The organism is Pseudomonas sp. 7SR1, assembly GCF_900156465.1.
In the GTDB taxonomy this organism is placed as follows: domain Bacteria; phylum Pseudomonadota; class Gammaproteobacteria; order Pseudomonadales; family Pseudomonadaceae; genus Aquipseudomonas.
The window spans coordinates 4,118,645-4,132,989 of the sequence record NZ_LT707064.1; the positions used below are offsets into that span (position 1 = coordinate 4,118,645).

7 protein-coding genes are annotated in these 14,345 nt (G+C 63.7%); 2 read left to right on the forward strand and 5 right to left on the reverse strand.

Features of this window, described 5'->3' with window-relative positions; all coding sequences use genetic code 11:
- Positions 1-15 precede the first annotated feature (15 nt).
- A complete protein-coding gene (locus tag BW992_RS18905; protein WP_076406906.1) occupies positions 16-1,338 on the forward strand; it encodes a coproporphyrinogen III oxidase in 1,323 nt (440 codons plus the stop codon).
- On the forward strand, positions 1,335-2,723 hold the full coding sequence (gene hemN, locus BW992_RS18910; RefSeq protein ID WP_076406907.1) for an oxygen-independent coproporphyrinogen III oxidase: 1,389 nt from the start codon (positions 1,335-1,337) through the stop codon (positions 2,721-2,723). The genes BW992_RS18905 and hemN overlap by 4 nt, the downstream gene beginning before the upstream one ends.
- 34 nt (positions 2,724-2,757) lie before the next feature.
- On the opposite strand, the gene BW992_RS18915 is transcribed toward hemN, so the two are convergent.
- From BW992_RS18915 to BW992_RS18935, 5 genes are all read right to left on the reverse strand, one after another.
- Positions 2,758-2,964: a hypothetical protein gene (locus BW992_RS18915; protein ID WP_072396694.1), complete on the reverse strand. Its 207-nt coding sequence runs from the start codon at positions 2,962-2,964 to the stop codon at positions 2,758-2,760.
- 6 nt (positions 2,965-2,970) lie between these two features.
- Positions 2,971-4,395: an AdeC/AdeK/OprM family multidrug efflux complex outer membrane factor gene (adeC, locus tag BW992_RS18920; RefSeq protein ID WP_072396696.1), complete on the reverse strand. Its 1,425-nt coding sequence runs from the start codon at positions 4,393-4,395 to the stop codon at positions 2,971-2,973.
- A gap of 87 nt (positions 4,396-4,482) precedes the next feature.
- Entirely contained in the window at positions 4,483-5,310 is an 828-nt protein-coding gene (locus tag BW992_RS18925; protein ID WP_072396716.1) for a helix-turn-helix transcriptional regulator, read from the reverse strand.
- Positions 5,311-5,847: 537 nt separating this feature from the next.
- Positions 5,848-7,005, reverse strand: coding sequence for an FAD-dependent monooxygenase (locus BW992_RS18930; RefSeq protein ID WP_072396698.1), 1,158 nt, complete (start codon positions 7,003-7,005; stop codon positions 5,848-5,850).
- Positions 7,006-7,039: 34 nt separating this feature from the next.
- Positions 7,040-14,299: an amino acid adenylation domain-containing protein gene (locus BW992_RS18935; protein ID WP_076406908.1), complete on the reverse strand. Its 7,260-nt coding sequence runs from the start codon at positions 14,297-14,299 to the stop codon at positions 7,040-7,042.
- Positions 14,300-14,345: the final 46 nt, after the last annotated feature.

The following is a 14,345-nucleotide window of genomic DNA, read 5'->3' on the forward strand; positions in this document are numbered from 1 at the left end:
CACTCGGAGATCGTCATGTTCGACCTGTTCCATAAATTCCACGGCGGCGTCGGTTCCCTCGACCTGCTCCGGGGCTTGCGCAACAGCCGCCAGAAGCGACGCCCACTGTCGTTGTCGGTGCACTTGCCTTCGCGCCTGAGGCTGGCGTCATGTTCACCCCTTGCCAGCGTCTGCCGGTGCGCCGAGATCGACGTCTACCTGCAGCACCTGACCTACGAAATGGGACTGGTGGGCTGCCATCTGGGGGCTGGGCGGCGAGTCGAGCAGTTCTACCTGACCGGTGGCACACCGGTGATCGTCCATCTGCAGCGGCTGATGGAGGAACTGCACAAGCGCTTCGATTTCTGTGAGAGCGGCGACCACAGTATCGAGGTGGACCTGCATCACACCGATTGGTCGACCATGGGCCTGATCCGTGACCAGGGCTTCAGCCACGTCAGCATCGGCGTTCCCGATATGGGGCCCGATGCCGATCTCTCGGTGGATTGCTACCAGAACCCGGCACCGATCCATTCGTTGATCGATGCGGCGCGCACCTTCGGTTTCCGCTCGGTCAACATTGACCTGGGCTACGGCCATGCCTGGCAGACACCCCACAGTTTCGCCGCGAAGCTGGCCACTTTGATCGAGCTGGAACCGGACCGGCTGCATGTGTTCGATTACGCCCGCGCCCCCTGGCGCTACCGCCTGGCCCATACCCCGGGCGCCGGGGCCTTTTGCAGCCAGGCCGACAAGGATGCGATGGGCCGGATCTGCTGCGAGCAACTGATCGCGGCGGGTTATCACTACATTGGCCAGGGGCAGTTCGTCAGGACCGACGACGACCTGGCGGTCGCCCAGGAACATGGGCGCCTGCACCGCAATTGCCAAGGGTTCACCCGGCATGGCTGTTGCGATCATGTGGGGTTCGGCTTGTCCGCCGTCACCCAGATCGAGCACCTGTACGTGCAGAACACCGACGATCTGTCGCACTACCGCCAGGCCCTGGATGCCGGACAGTTACCCATCTACCGGGGTTGGCGTTGCGAGGCCCGGGACCTGGTCCGGGCCAGCGTGACCGAACAACTGTCCTGCGACCTGGAGCTGGATATCCCCGCCATCGAAGCCCGCTTCGGGCTGGTGTTTCGCGAGCATTTCGCCTCGATCTGGCCGCAGCTGGAGGCCCTGCATGCCAAGGGCTCGATCGATTTGTCGAGCCGCTTCATCGGCATCCTGCCGGCCGGGCGACTGGACGTGGACGCGATCTGCGACCTGTTCGATCCGCGCCCGGACGCAGCGCGCCGCGCGCCCTTCGAGCCGATACCTGACCAGACCTTTGAAAAGTTGAATCCATCATGACGCCTTCCTCCGGTTTCAATCGGGCCCTGGTCGAGAAATACGATCGTCCGGGACCGCGCTACACCTCCTATCCCACGGCACCTCAGTTCCACCAGGCGTTTGCCATGGATGAATACCGCCAGGCGGCGCAGCGCAGTAACCAGGCGCCGGCGCCCAAGCCATTGTCGGTGTACATCCACGTGCCGTTCTGCCAGAGCCTTTGCTATTACTGCGCGTGCAACAAGATCATCACGCGCAAGACCCATCGCGCGGCCGAATACCTGACGTACCTCAAGCGGGAAATTGCCTTGCAGGCGGCGCTGTTCGACCGCACGCGCAAACTGACCCAGTTGCACCTGGGAGGCGGCACCCCCACCTACCTGACCCATGAGCAGCTGGGCGAGCTGATGGACTGCCTGCACCAGTGGTTCGACATGGACGACAGCGACGAACATGAGTTCTCCATCGAGGTCGACCCGCGCACCGTCGGTGCCGCGCAGATCCGGGGCCTGCGCCAGCTGGGATTCAACCGCCTGAGCTTCGGTGTCCAGGATTTCGATGCCCAGGTGCAACAGGCCGTCAATCGGGTGCAGAGCGAGGCACAGGTCGCGGAGCTGGTCACGGCGGCCCGCCTGGCGCGTTTCAAGTCGGTCAGTGTCGATCTGATCTATGGCCTGCCGCTGCAGACCATCGCCAGTTTCGATGTCACCCTGAGCAAGATCATCGCGCTGCGTCCCGACCGGATCGCGGCCTACAGCTACGCGCATCTGCCCCAGCGGGTGCGAGCGCAGCGGATGATCCGGCCCGAGGACATGCCGCCGCCGGAGCGCAAGCTGGAACTGCTGGAGCTGACCATCAACCGCCTGACCGAGGCCGGATATGTCTACATCGGCATGGACCATTTCGCCCTGCCGGACGATGAACTGGTGCGCGCCCGCGTCCAGGGCACGTTGCAGCGCAATTTCCAGGGCTATTCCACCCATGCCGATTGCGATTTGATCGGCCTGGGGGTGTCCTCGATCGGCAAGGTCGGCGACAGCTACAACCAGAACGTCAAGGAGCTTTCCCAGTACTACGCGCGCCTGGACCAGGGCCTGCTGCCGGTGCAGCGCGGCTATCGCCTGAGTGACGATGACCGGCTGCGGCGCGAGGTCATCAGCGAGCTGATGTGCCACGGCCGGGTCGACTTCGGTCGGGTGGAGGCGGTCCATGGCATACGTTTCAACGAATATTTCGCCGACTCGCTGGCTCGTCTCCAGGAACAGGCGGGCGATGGGCTGTTGCAGATTCGCCCTGACGCACTGGAGCTGTTGCCCCAGGGACAACTGATGATGCGCAGTGTCGCGATGGCCTTCGATGCCTACCTTGAGGCTGCCCCGACGATCCAGTATTCGCGTACGGTCTGATGGGGCATCAGAGGGTGGGGGAAGCTGCCAGCCGTCAGCTCCTGTCGTCGTCGGGCTCCGTCGAGGCCGGGATCAGGTCGCGTATCGCATAGAAACCCTGCACCAGGCGTTTCTTGGCCCGGTACTCGCACAGCAGCAACAGGGTATCGGGCAGTTGGGAGATCGACGAGGCGTGCTTGACCACCATCGTCTTGCCTCCCGAGCGCAAACGGACCCGTGTCCCGGGCTCGAACGTCCCCATTTTCAGTCACCTCGCGGTTATCTTGTTTGTGCTTTCGATCCAGCCCCCGCCCAGCGCCTTGTACAGATTGACTTCGGCCAACAGCTGCGCCAGGCGGTCGACGATGAGGGTCTGGCGGGCACTGAACAGCGAGCGTTGCGCATCGAGAAACGTCAGGCTGCTATCGACGCCGATGCGATAGCGGCGCTCGGCGAGCCTGTAGTAGTCCTGGTTGGCCTGCACCAGATCGTTCTGGGCGATCAGTTGATCCTTGTAGGTCTTGCGTGCCGCCAGGCCATCGGACACTTCCTGGAAGGCGGTCTGGATCGATTTTTCATACTGCGAGACGCGAATGTCTTTCTGGATTTTCGAATAGTCCAGGCTCGCCCTGAGGCTGCCGGCATTGAAAATCGGCAGGTTGATCTGTGGCTGGAACAACCAGCTGCCGGAGCCGCCCTTGAACAGGCCCGACAGCTCGTTGCTGGAACTGCCGGCATTGGCCGTCAGGCTGATGCTGGGGAAGAACGCGGCCCGGGCCGCGCCGATGTTGGCATTGGCCGACTGCAGCAGGTATTCGGCCTCGAGAATATCCGGACGCCGTTGCAGCAGGTCCGAGGGCAGGCCCGCCGGGACTTCGGCCAGCAGATCGTCCGCCAGCGCCAGGCCAGGCAGCTCATCGTCTACCGACGTGCCGACCAGCAGGGTGAGGTTGTTGAAGTCCTGGGCCACTTGTCGCTGGAATTTCGCCAGGCTGGCCCTGGCGCTTTCCACCGAGGTGCGCGATTGGCTCAGGTCCAGGGCCGAGGCGGTGCCGACCTGGTTGCTGCGCTCGGTCAGGCGCAGGCTTTGTTCAAAGGACTGGAGCGTATCCTGGGTCAGTTTCAACAGCTCCTGGTCGGCCCGCCAGGTCAGGTAGGCGCTGGCCACGCTGGCCACCAGGCTCAACTGGGTGCTGCGACGGGCTTCTTCGCTGGACAGGTAGATGAGGGACGCCTGGTCGCTGAGGCTGCGTATGCGTCCGAACAGGTCCAGCTCATAGGCACTGATGCCCAGGGTGGCGGAGTACGAGCTGCTGATCGTCGAATCGCCGGTCTGGGTGATACTGGCCGGCACTCGCTGGCGTGACCCCGAGCCGTTGGCACTGACCGCCGGGAACATGTCCGCGCGCTGGATCCGGTACTGCGCCTGATAGGCCTCGACATTCAATGCCGCCACCCGCAAGTCGCGGTTGTTGAGCAAGGCTTTCTCGATGAGTTGTTGCAGCGTCGGGTCGCGGAACAGGTCGCGCCAACCCTGGTCGGCGGCCAGGGGCCCTTGCAAGGCCGGGGCATAGGCCGACGTCTGCGGGTACTGCGCGGCGACGGGGGCATCTGGGCGCTGGTAGTCCGGGATCAGCGAACAGCCACCAAGCAGCAAAGCCGCGGCCGTCAGGGGGCTCAGGAGTTTATGCATCGACCTGTCTCATCAAGATGCCTGCTCAGGGCCCACAGGCGGGGGCAGGCGGGTTCGGTTGGGGGCGCGGTTGCCCGCGCCGGTCGGTCATGATCCGATCATCCACTTCGCCAGCCCATGGCGTCCGCTGACGCCAAGCTTGGCGGCGGCGCGTTTGAGATAGGTTTCGATGGAGCTGTTCTTGACCCGAAGCTTTTCCGCGATCTCCGGGACGGTACCCCCGGCCAGCAGCCCCAGGCACACCTCTTTCTCCCGCACCGAAAGGGTGACGTCGCAGGGACTCAACCGTTCGTTGAAGTCGCGCTGCAACTGCGTCTGCTCAGCCGCATTGAGCGAGTGGCTCGATGCACCGCCAAGCGCCTTGACACTGGACTGGCGGTTCAGATGGGCATGGCGCTCGGCCAGGGGCAGCAGGGTTTCGGAGAGGTATTTCAAAAACGACAGTTCCTGAAGGGAAAAGTCGCGATGCAGCTGGGGGCGGTGCAATGAGATCACGCAGCGGCGGTTGCCTTTGCGGGAAATCAGGCTGCACTGGTGGGACGTGCCCAGGCAGGTATTGCCTCGTTCGTCCTTCAGTCGGGCGCCCAGGTGGATCAACAGGGCGTCATCGACTTCCAGTACTCGTTTCACCAGGGGATGGTCGTTGCGCTGGATTGCCGTGGTAGGGCAGACCGATTGCATCTCCGGGCTTTTCTGCTGGCCAGCCTCGCCCAGCAATTGCACATCGAGGACAGTCGTCTGGTTGTCGTCCACCGTCCACTCACTCAGTTCGAGTCGACCGATCGGCACCGAGGGTTCGATCAGCTGGTGCATGTTGGTCAAGAAACTCTCGTGTCCGACACTTGAAATCAGCCTTCCTAGCTCCGCGTAGATGTGCGTGTTTTGCGCACCTCCAAAAACCGCATGTCGATTCATATGCTTATCCTGCATATCGAAACTGCTCTGCATTTCAGTGATCGTTGACGGAGGAAAATCCGACCGCTTCCCAAAATGCTGAAGCCTTTCTGGATTAATACCTGAGGATCAAATATCACCTGTGAATCCATTCACATAAAAAACGATTCAGCCGGTAGGACTATATAAGCATTCGCATGTAGGAAAAGTCTGTAAGGGAAAACAGGGACAATCCGGGGGCAACCGGGTAGCACTGTCCAACCGATCCTTCCCTGCTTGCTGGCAAAACGCTTCCGGTCAACGACATCCTCATTGCTGAATGGCTGCTTTTTCGGCGATGGAAATACCCTTTTGAAAACAAACGAATAGGGAGTTCGCTAGCGACTCCTACGAGCAATCCGTCTGTTTTCTGGCGGCTCAGCAGGCCGTTTGCTATCCCCAAATGGCCACAGAATTGCGCGTTCAAGTATGTAGGACAATTCCATTTTTTGAATTTTTTTTCATTTTTTGTCTATGGGTGAGTCCGTTTTTGTCATTGACGTAGGTGCAAACCTGCGGTCAACCGCCCTTGAACGACAGGATATCCAGGTTCTTCTTGCGCCAGCTGCTTTGCGGGACAAGGCGGAAATACCATTCCCGGAACCAGCAGGCGAGCGCTGACTCGGCTTGCTCGATACCACTCATGAAGCGCGCGGCATTGACGATCCCGTTGGCCCGTGGGAGCCGGTATTCCTGGTATTGGGCCAGTGCGGTACGCAGGTCCGGCGTCTGCGTCAGACGGTCGGCCAGCACCACGGCATCTTCGATCGCCTGCGCCGCGCCCTGGCCCAGGCTGGGCAACATCGGATGCGCCGCATCGCCCAGCAACACGACGTGGCCGTCGCAGAACTGCTTCACCGGCTGGCGATCCCGGGCATGCATTTTCAGCAGCGCACTTTCGGGGGTGGCCGCGATGGCCGCGACGACTTCCGGCGCCCAGCCGGCATAGGCCGCCAGCACTTCCTGCTTGTCGATGTTCAAGGCGGCATCCGCCGCGTTGTCGCTGTTGCAGGTGCCCCACCAGTAAGCCTGGCCGTCCCCCACGTCGCACAAGCCGAAGCGTTTGCCGCGACCCCAGTAATGCGCCACATACCCTTCGCTCATCACCGGGTGACTGAACGGCGTCACCGCCAGCCAGGCGATGTAGCCCGAGGCTCGTGTCGGTGTTTTCCCCAGCATCTGCTGGCGCACCACCGAGTTCAGGCCATCGGCGCCGATCAACAGGTCGGCCTCCTGGCTGCTGCCATCCTCGAAGCGTACCGTCACGCCATTCGGGCGATGGGCGTAACCCACGCAGCGCAACCCTGTGGTCAGGGTGTCGGGGGCAAGCTGGCGGGCCAAGGCCTGCAGCAGCAAGGGACGCTGGATATTCACGCTGGGGTGGCCCAGCTGTTCGCCGATCTCATGGATCGGCATGCTGGTGATGGGCGTGCCGGTCTGTTTCTTGAAGAAAAACCGTTTGATGGCCTGGCCCGCCTGTTCCACCGGGACATGGGCATCGATGGCGTGCAGCGCCGCCATGGCATTGGCCATGATGGACAGGCCGGTACCACCGGTACGCAGCGTCTGGGCCGCTTCGAAGACCTTGACCTGCCAACCGGCCCGCTGCAGGGCGATGGCGGCGGTCAGCCCGCCGATGCCGGCGCCCGCCACGATGGCTTTCCTGGGTTCAGTCATGCTGTTTCACCTTTCTCGAGCCGCTTAGGGGCGTTCAAACGATTGCCGTCCGGGATCCGATGTGCTCGGTCCGGGCCGCGTCCATGCGTAGCTTGATGAATTCACCGACCCGGACGATGTGCGGTTCACGCATCATGGTCAGGTGGTCGCCCTCCACGGCGATCCGTTGTACCTGGGGGGCGATCGAGCGCCAGCCGCGATACGGATCGTCGAAGGCGGTGCCCACCAGTTCGTGGGGGGCTTGCAGCACCTCGGGCAACTGCACATCCGCGGCGAACAGCGTGATCGGCAGATCCAGTGGCGCAAAGCGGTAGTCCAGCAACGACTGCCAGTTCGCATGGAAGACCCGGAACAACTGGTCCAGGGTGGCCAGGGTCAGGGTCTGGTCGAAAACGCCGCGGTCGATGGCGTGCCGCCTGATCGCCTCGAAGGCTTGCTGGTCTTGCATGGCAGAGAAGTCGAGCGCCTGGTAGTCGTATTCTTTCTGGCCATCGCCGCTGAGCAGTTCCCACATGAACCAGTTCATGAATTCGCTGCGCTCGATCTGCACGTCGCCTTGCTTGACGCGCACGATGGTGTCCAGCAGAAACACGTTGTGCAGGCGCCGGCCGCGCCGTTGCAGCTCGCTCGCCAGTTCATACGCCACGACCCCGCCGTAGGACCAGCCACCGATATTGAGCGGGCCCTGGGGCGCGACCTGTTCGATGGCGTCGGCGTAATGCACCGCCTGGGCCGGTACCGAGTGCAACGGGCCACGCTCATCCCAGGTGCCCGGAGCCTGCAGCGCATAGAGATGGACCTGGTCCTTGAGCACCCGGGCCAGGGCGGCATAGCAGAGCACATGCCCGCCGATGGGGTGGACCAGGAACAGCGTCGGTGCCCGGCTGGCGTTCTTGAAGTCCACCAGCGCGCCGGTTTCGGCGGGCGCGGTACCGGCCTGTTGCAGCACCTGGGCAAATTCGGCGATGGTCGGTGCCTGGATGAAATCGGACAGCGACGGCGCGAAGCCCTGGTGCCGGGTCAGCATGGCGACCAGCTGCACGGCCTTGAGGGAGTTGCCACCCAGCTCGAAGAAGTTGTCGTGCACGCTGATCCGTTCCAGGCCGAGGGTTTCCTGCCAGTAGGCTTGCAGCAGGTCCTCGGCGACCGTGCGAGGGCCGGTGAACGGACGTTGGGAGGTGTGCTGCACATCGACTTCCTGCAAGCGTCGCCGGTCAATCTTGCCGGTGGGGCCGAGGGGTATCCGGACGATGCCGACCAGGGTGTTCGGCACCATGTAGTCGGGCAGGGCCAGGCGCATTTCGGCCTTGAGCTGGTCGAGATCCGGCTGGCACCCCGGCATGGCCTGGACGAAGCCCACCAGGTAGCGCGTGCCGTCGGCGGCGGTCTTGTCGATGACCGCCACCTGTTGAATGTCCGCGCCGAACCGGGCGGAGCCGAGCATCGCCAGTTCGATCTCGCCCAGCTCGACGCGATAGCCGCGGATCTTGACCTGGGCGTCGCTGCGTCCCTGGTAGACCAGGTCGCCCCAGGGCAGGTAGAAACCGATGTCTCCAGTTTCGTACAGGCGCCGGGTCCGGCCGTCCAGCTGGCGATAGACGAAGCGCTCGTCAGTCAGGTCGGGTCGATTCCAGTAGCCGTTCGCCAGGCAGGTGCCCTCGATGTACAGGTCGCCCATGACCCCGACCGGGCAGGCTTCGCCCGCTGCGTCCAGCACATGCATGCGAACCCCGTCGATTGGCGCACCGATGGGCGGCATGCTCGGCCAGGTCGTGGTGGCGCCTTCGAGCTTCAGGCTCGTGACCACGTGGGCTTCGGTCGGGCCGTAGTGGTTTTCCACCCGGCAATCGTCGAGGCCATCGATCAGGGCGCGGATTTCGCCGGTGATCTTCAGTTGTTCGCCAGCCACGCTGATCTGGCGCAGCGATACGGGGCGAATGCCCAGTTGCTGGGCCACTTCCGCCAGGCCCTGGAAGGCGACGTAGGGCAGGAACAGGCGATTGACCGCGTGCTCGCCGATGAATTTCAGCAGGCGGATGAAGTCGTAGCGCAGCCCTTCATCGATCAAGGCCAGTTCCGCGCCGCAGCACAGGGTCGAGAAGATTTCCTGGAACGACACGTCGAACGAAATGGGCGAGTACTGCAAGGTTTTCAGCGGTGCGGCGCTGCTGTCCTCGTCCTGTCGGCGGTTCTGCCAGAGGATCATGTTGGTCAGTGCGCGGTGAGGCATCGCCACGCCCTTGGGCCGTCCCGTCGAGCCCGAGGTATAGAGCACGTAGGCGTTATCTTCGTCGGCGATGGTGGCGGCGAGGGTGGAAACCAGCGCGAGGTGGCGTGCAAGGTCATCGTCGAACTCGCTGACGACACTGTCCCAATGGCGCTTCACTCCCTGGCTGGCCAGGGGCGCCAGGTGCGCCGAGGCGTCGGCGAACAGCACCAGGCTGGGCTGAGAGTCTTCCAGGATCAGCCGGATGCGGTCGTGGGGGTAACTCAGGTCGATCGGCACATAGGCCGCGCCGGCCTGGACGACACCCAGCAGGGCGACGATCAGCTCGGGGGAGCGGGGCATCATGATCGCCACCCGATCGCCCTGGCCGATACCCTGCCGGTGCAGCCACTGCGTGAGCTGCGCACAACCGTTGCGCAGCTCACGGTAGGACAGGCGGGTCTGCTCGAAGCTCAGGGCGATCTGCTCGTCGTGGCGACCCAGGCTCTCCTGCAGCAGGGTCGACAGATTGTGCCGGGGAGCGGTCACCGGCGTGGCTTGCTCGATCTGGGGAAGCCAGGCTGGAATGCGGGGCACCGCAGTGGGCTCGGCGACGATCGACTCAAGGGTGCGCAACAGGTATTCGGCATAGGCCTCGACCTGGCTCGTGGCGACGCGGGCCGTGCAATAGTCCATTTTCAGCATCAGCGAACCATTGCCCGGGTGGCGGCCCATGGTGGTCAGCAAGTCGTAGTTGCTGGCTTCCGTGGTGTCCCATTCCACCAGGATCTCGTCACCCTGGGTCAGCATGTCCTTGAGTACATAGAAGTCGACGTAGTTGAACACCACGTTCAGCGCAACGGCGGTGTCGCGATGAATCAGGGCGAACGGATAACGCCGATGGGGGAAGACCTGCTGCTCCTCGCCGATCAACCCTCGGATCATCTCCAGCCAACTCTGGCCCTGGGCGTTGAAGCGCAGGGGCAGGGTGTTGAGGAACAGGCCCAGGACCGAGGCCGCGTCCTCGAACTCCGGCCGGCCATGGCTGATGACACCGCACAGCACTTCTTTCTGGTTGGACATGATGGCTTGCGCGAAACCGTGGGCGGCCAGCAGCACGGCGCGCAACGGCAGGTCCTGGTCGCGGCAGAACGCTTCGAGCCGCGCCAGATCCGCACCAGGCAGCTCCCGGTAGGCCGAGCGGTGCGGCGTCGTATCCGGGGCCACCACGGGCACCCAGCTGGTCATGGACGCGGTGGGCGCCTCGCGCAGGTATTCGCTCCAGAACTGGCGATGGGCATCATCGGCCATGGCCTCCCGCTCCAGGACGATGAAATCGGCCGGCGTGGTCGTCAGCGCCGGCAGGGCGTCCGAGCCTTGCGTCGAGGTGTAGAGCGTGATCAGGTCGCGCATGAGGGTCGCCACGCTCCAACCGTCGAGAATCGCATGGTGGAAACTCAACACCAGGTCGATTTCCTGCGCCGCCACGAAGACACAGAACTGATACAGCGGGGCCTGCTGCCAATCCTCGCGATAACGCTTGCGTTCATCCACATAGCGGGCGATGGCCTGGGCGCGGGCATCGGGGCTCAGCGAGCGTGCATCGACAACCTGCACGGGGGCTTCGACCACGGGGTGTACCCGGGCCATGGGCACTTCGGCGTGACCGATGTCGAACGACATGCGCAACGCCGGGTGGCGCTGGATCAGTGTCTGGCAGGCACGCTGCCAGGCCATCGGATCCCAGTGCAGGCGCAGGCGATAGCGGAAGATATCGTGATAGATCGCCGAGTCCGGATGCATCATCGAGTGATAGATCATCCCGACCTGCAACTGCGAGGCCGCGTACACATCGTCGAACTCGCCTTCGTGGGCCAGGCGAATCGCCTCGGGGACCTGGGCGAACGGTGCCACGTGCATCGACGGCAGCAGGGGGATCGGCGAGATGGCCTGGGCCTGGATGCTGTGGGCCAGTTGCGCGATGGTCGGGTGCTGATAGACCTGGGCCAGTGTCAGGCCGATCCCTTGTTCACGTGCCTTGATCTGCAAATGGATGACTTTCAGCGAGTCGCCGCCCAGCATGAAGTAGTTGTCGTGGATGCCCGGCGCCGGCCGGTCCAGGTTCTCTGCCCAGAGGTCGGCCAGCATCCGTTCCAGGGGGGTACGCGGCGCCGTCGCATCGCTGCTGCCGAAGGTCTGTTCGGGCTCGGGCAGGGCCTTTCGGTCCAGCTTGCCGTTGACGTTCAGGGGCAGTCGTTCAAGCTGGATCAGGTGCCGGGGCACCATGTAGTCGGGCACCTGTCGGCGCAAGGCCTCGCGCAGGGCCTGCGGGCAGAGTTCGTGCCCGGGTTCGCCCACCAGGTAGGCGCTGAGGTACGCATCGCCTTCACCTGCCTGGCGAGCGATCACGACCGCTTCCTTCACGCCTTCGCAGGTAGCGAGGCGCGCCTCCAGTTCGCCGAGTTCGATCCGCAGGCCGCGGATTTTCACCTGGAAGTCGTTGCGCCCCAGGTATTCGAGACTGCCATCGGGCAGCCAGCGAGCCAGGTCGCCGGTCTTGTACAGCCGCGCCTGGGGATCGGCCTGGAACGGGTCGCCGACAAACCGCTCGGCGGTGAGCTGCGGCCGGTTGAAGTAACCTCGCGCCACACCGATGCCGCCGATATGCAGCTCGCCGGCGATGCCGGGCGGCAGCGGTTGCAGGTTCGCGTCGAGGACATACAGCTGGATATTGGCGATCGGCTGTCCGATCGGGACGATGCCGGGGTGTACGTCGGGCCGGCACTGCCAGGCAGTGACGTCGATGGCCGCTTCGGTGGGGCCATACAGGTTGTGCAGTCGCACCTGCGGCAAATGCTCGAAAAACCGCACCTGCAGGGCATGGGGCAAGGCTTCGCCACTGCACAGCACTTGCTGCAGGGCCGACAGGCGCTGGGGCTCGACCTGGTCCAGGAACACTTGCAGCATCGACGGCACGAAATGCAGCAACGTGATGCCGGCGCCAGCCATGATGTCCATCAGGTAGCGGGGATCCTGGTGACCGCCGGGGGCCGCGACCACCAGTTGCGCGCCGCTCAGCAAGGGCAGGAAGAATTCCCAGACGGAGACGTCGAAACTGAAGGGGGTTTTCTGCAGGATCCGACTGTGCTCGTCCACCCGGTAAGTATCGCGAGCCCAGAGCAGGCGGTTCACGACGCCGTCATGCTGGTTCATGACGCCTTTGGGCAGGCCGGTGGAGCCTGAGGTGTAGATCACGTAGGCCAGGTGCCGGGGTGTCAGGCCCAGGGCCCTGGCGTCCGGGTTGTGCGTCGGTTGCCGGGCCAGGCGGTCGAGGTCGGTGTCCAGGCACAGCACAGGCACATCCACCGTGGGCAGGTTCGCCAGCAACCCCCGGGTGGTGACAAGCACGCCGGGAGCGCTGTCCTTGAGCATGTGGTCCAGGCGGTCGGCGGGATATCCGGGGTCCAGGGGGACATAGGCAGCGCCCGCCTTGAGGATTCCCAGCAGGCCCACCACCATTTCCAGGCTCCGCTCCAGGCAGATGGCGACTCGGGCGTCGGGGCCGATGCCTTGCTCGATCAGGGCATGGGCCAACCGGTTGGCCTGTTGGTTCAGCGCATCATAGGTCAGTGCCCGGCTCTCGAAACGTACCGCTATCGCTTCCGGGCGCGCGGCCACCTGGGCTTCGATCAGCCCGTGCAGCAGCACGTCCCTGGGGTAGTCGACGGCTGTGCGGTTCCACTGCGCCAGCAACTGGTGTTCGGCCGGTGGCATGAGGTCGAGAGCCTTGACCGGCACGTCGAAATCATCGACCACGCCCTGCAGCATATGCATGAAGCGCTGTTGCATCGCCTCGATCTGCGTGGCATCGAAGTAGGCTTCGTTGTAGATGAAATGCATCGACACATCGTCGTCCGGCGCCGCTTCGCGGATGTGCATCGCCAGGGGCATCTGTTCGTAGCCGTTGCTGAGCTTGACCGGCTGCGCGGGGGCCGTTGCGTACCAGGTGTCCTGGTCCTGTTCGTAGGACACCACCAGGTCGAACAGCTGCCGGCGGCCCTGATGCTGCAAGCCCAGTTCCCGGTTCAGTTCGCTCAAGGGAAAACGTTGATGGCGGTAGTCCTGCTTGAGTGTCAGGGCGATCCTTGAGACCAGCTCGCTGAAACTTGACTCGGTACCCAGGCTCAGGCGTACCGGGCTCATGCCGACAAACAGCCCCACCGTGGCCTTGTGCGCGGCATTGGCGCGGTTGAGGATCGGCAGCCCGATCACGATTTCATCGCGCAGGGTCACTCGGGCAAAGTAGCTGTACAACAGGCCCAGCATGGCGTGGAACACCGTCGCTTGTCCGCAGGCCTTCGCCCGCTCGCCAAGACGGTCGTACAACGCTCGCGGCAGGCGCCAGGCATGGTTTCGGCTGGGGGCCAGGCGCTGGCCGGACTGGGCCTGGTAACGAGGCGCGAGCAAGGGTTCGGGCACCGTCCTGTATTTGTCCAGCCAGTACTGGCGTTGGCGTTGGAAGGCCGGTGAGTCCCTGTCGGCTCGCTGTTGTTCGATGTACGCCTGATAGGTCGGCGCTGGTTCCAGGGCGTCCGGCGACACCGAAAGGTCGGTGTAGGCCTGGCTGATGGCCCGGCCGATCATGGCGAAGGACCAGCCGTCGATGATCAGGTGATGGCAATTGATGAAAAAGTAATGGAGGTCTTCGCGGACCTTGATCAGGACCGCGCGAAACAGCAGCCCGCTGTCGAAGGAAAACGGCGTTTGCAGGTTCCCTTGCAACAAGGCCAGGGCGCTGGCTTGCGGATCGGCTTGCGTCGACACGTCGTGCAGGGCCAGCGGTACGCTCGCCGACGCCAGGAAGCGCTGGCGCGGCATGGGATGTTCGGCCGAACCGGGCACCAGATGGATGCGCAGGGCATCGTGGCGGGCGACCACCTGGTCGATGGCCTGTCGCAGTCTCGAGGCATCCACCGAGCCATTGATGCGCGCGTAGCCGCCGATGTTGTACAGCGGACTGTCTCCATGCAGCACCTGATCCAGCCAGATGTCCAGTTGCGGGGCGGTAAGCGGGTAAAGTACGTCCATGTCCGTTGTCCTTTTCAAAGCCGACAGCAGGCATCCGGGCGCTTGC

What these genes read in the sequence shown, in the direction of transcription:
- BW992_RS18905 (WP_076406906.1), top strand. Translation starts at nt 16, where the DNA reads ATGTTCGACCTGTTCCATAAATTCCACGGCGGCGTCGGTTCCCTCGAC.
- hemN (WP_076406907.1), top strand. Translation starts at nt 1,335, where the DNA reads ATGACGCCTTCCTCCGGTTTCAATCGGGCCCTGGTCGAGAAATACGAT.
- BW992_RS18915 (WP_072396694.1), bottom strand. Translation starts at nt 2,964, where the DNA reads ATGGGGACGTTCGAGCCCGGGACACGGGTCCGTTTGCGCTCGGGAGGC.
- adeC (WP_072396696.1), bottom strand. Translation starts at nt 4,395, where the DNA reads ATGCATAAACTCCTGAGCCCCCTGACGGCCGCGGCTTTGCTGCTTGGT.
- BW992_RS18925 (WP_072396716.1), bottom strand. Translation starts at nt 5,310, where the DNA reads ATGAATCGACATGCGGTTTTTGGAGGTGCGCAAAACACGCACATCTAC.
- BW992_RS18930 (WP_072396698.1), bottom strand. Translation starts at nt 7,005, where the DNA reads ATGACTGAACCCAGGAAAGCCATCGTGGCGGGCGCCGGCATCGGCGGG.
- BW992_RS18935 (WP_076406908.1), bottom strand. Translation starts at nt 14,299, where the DNA reads ATGGACGTACTTTACCCGCTTACCGCCCCGCAACTGGACATCTGGCTG.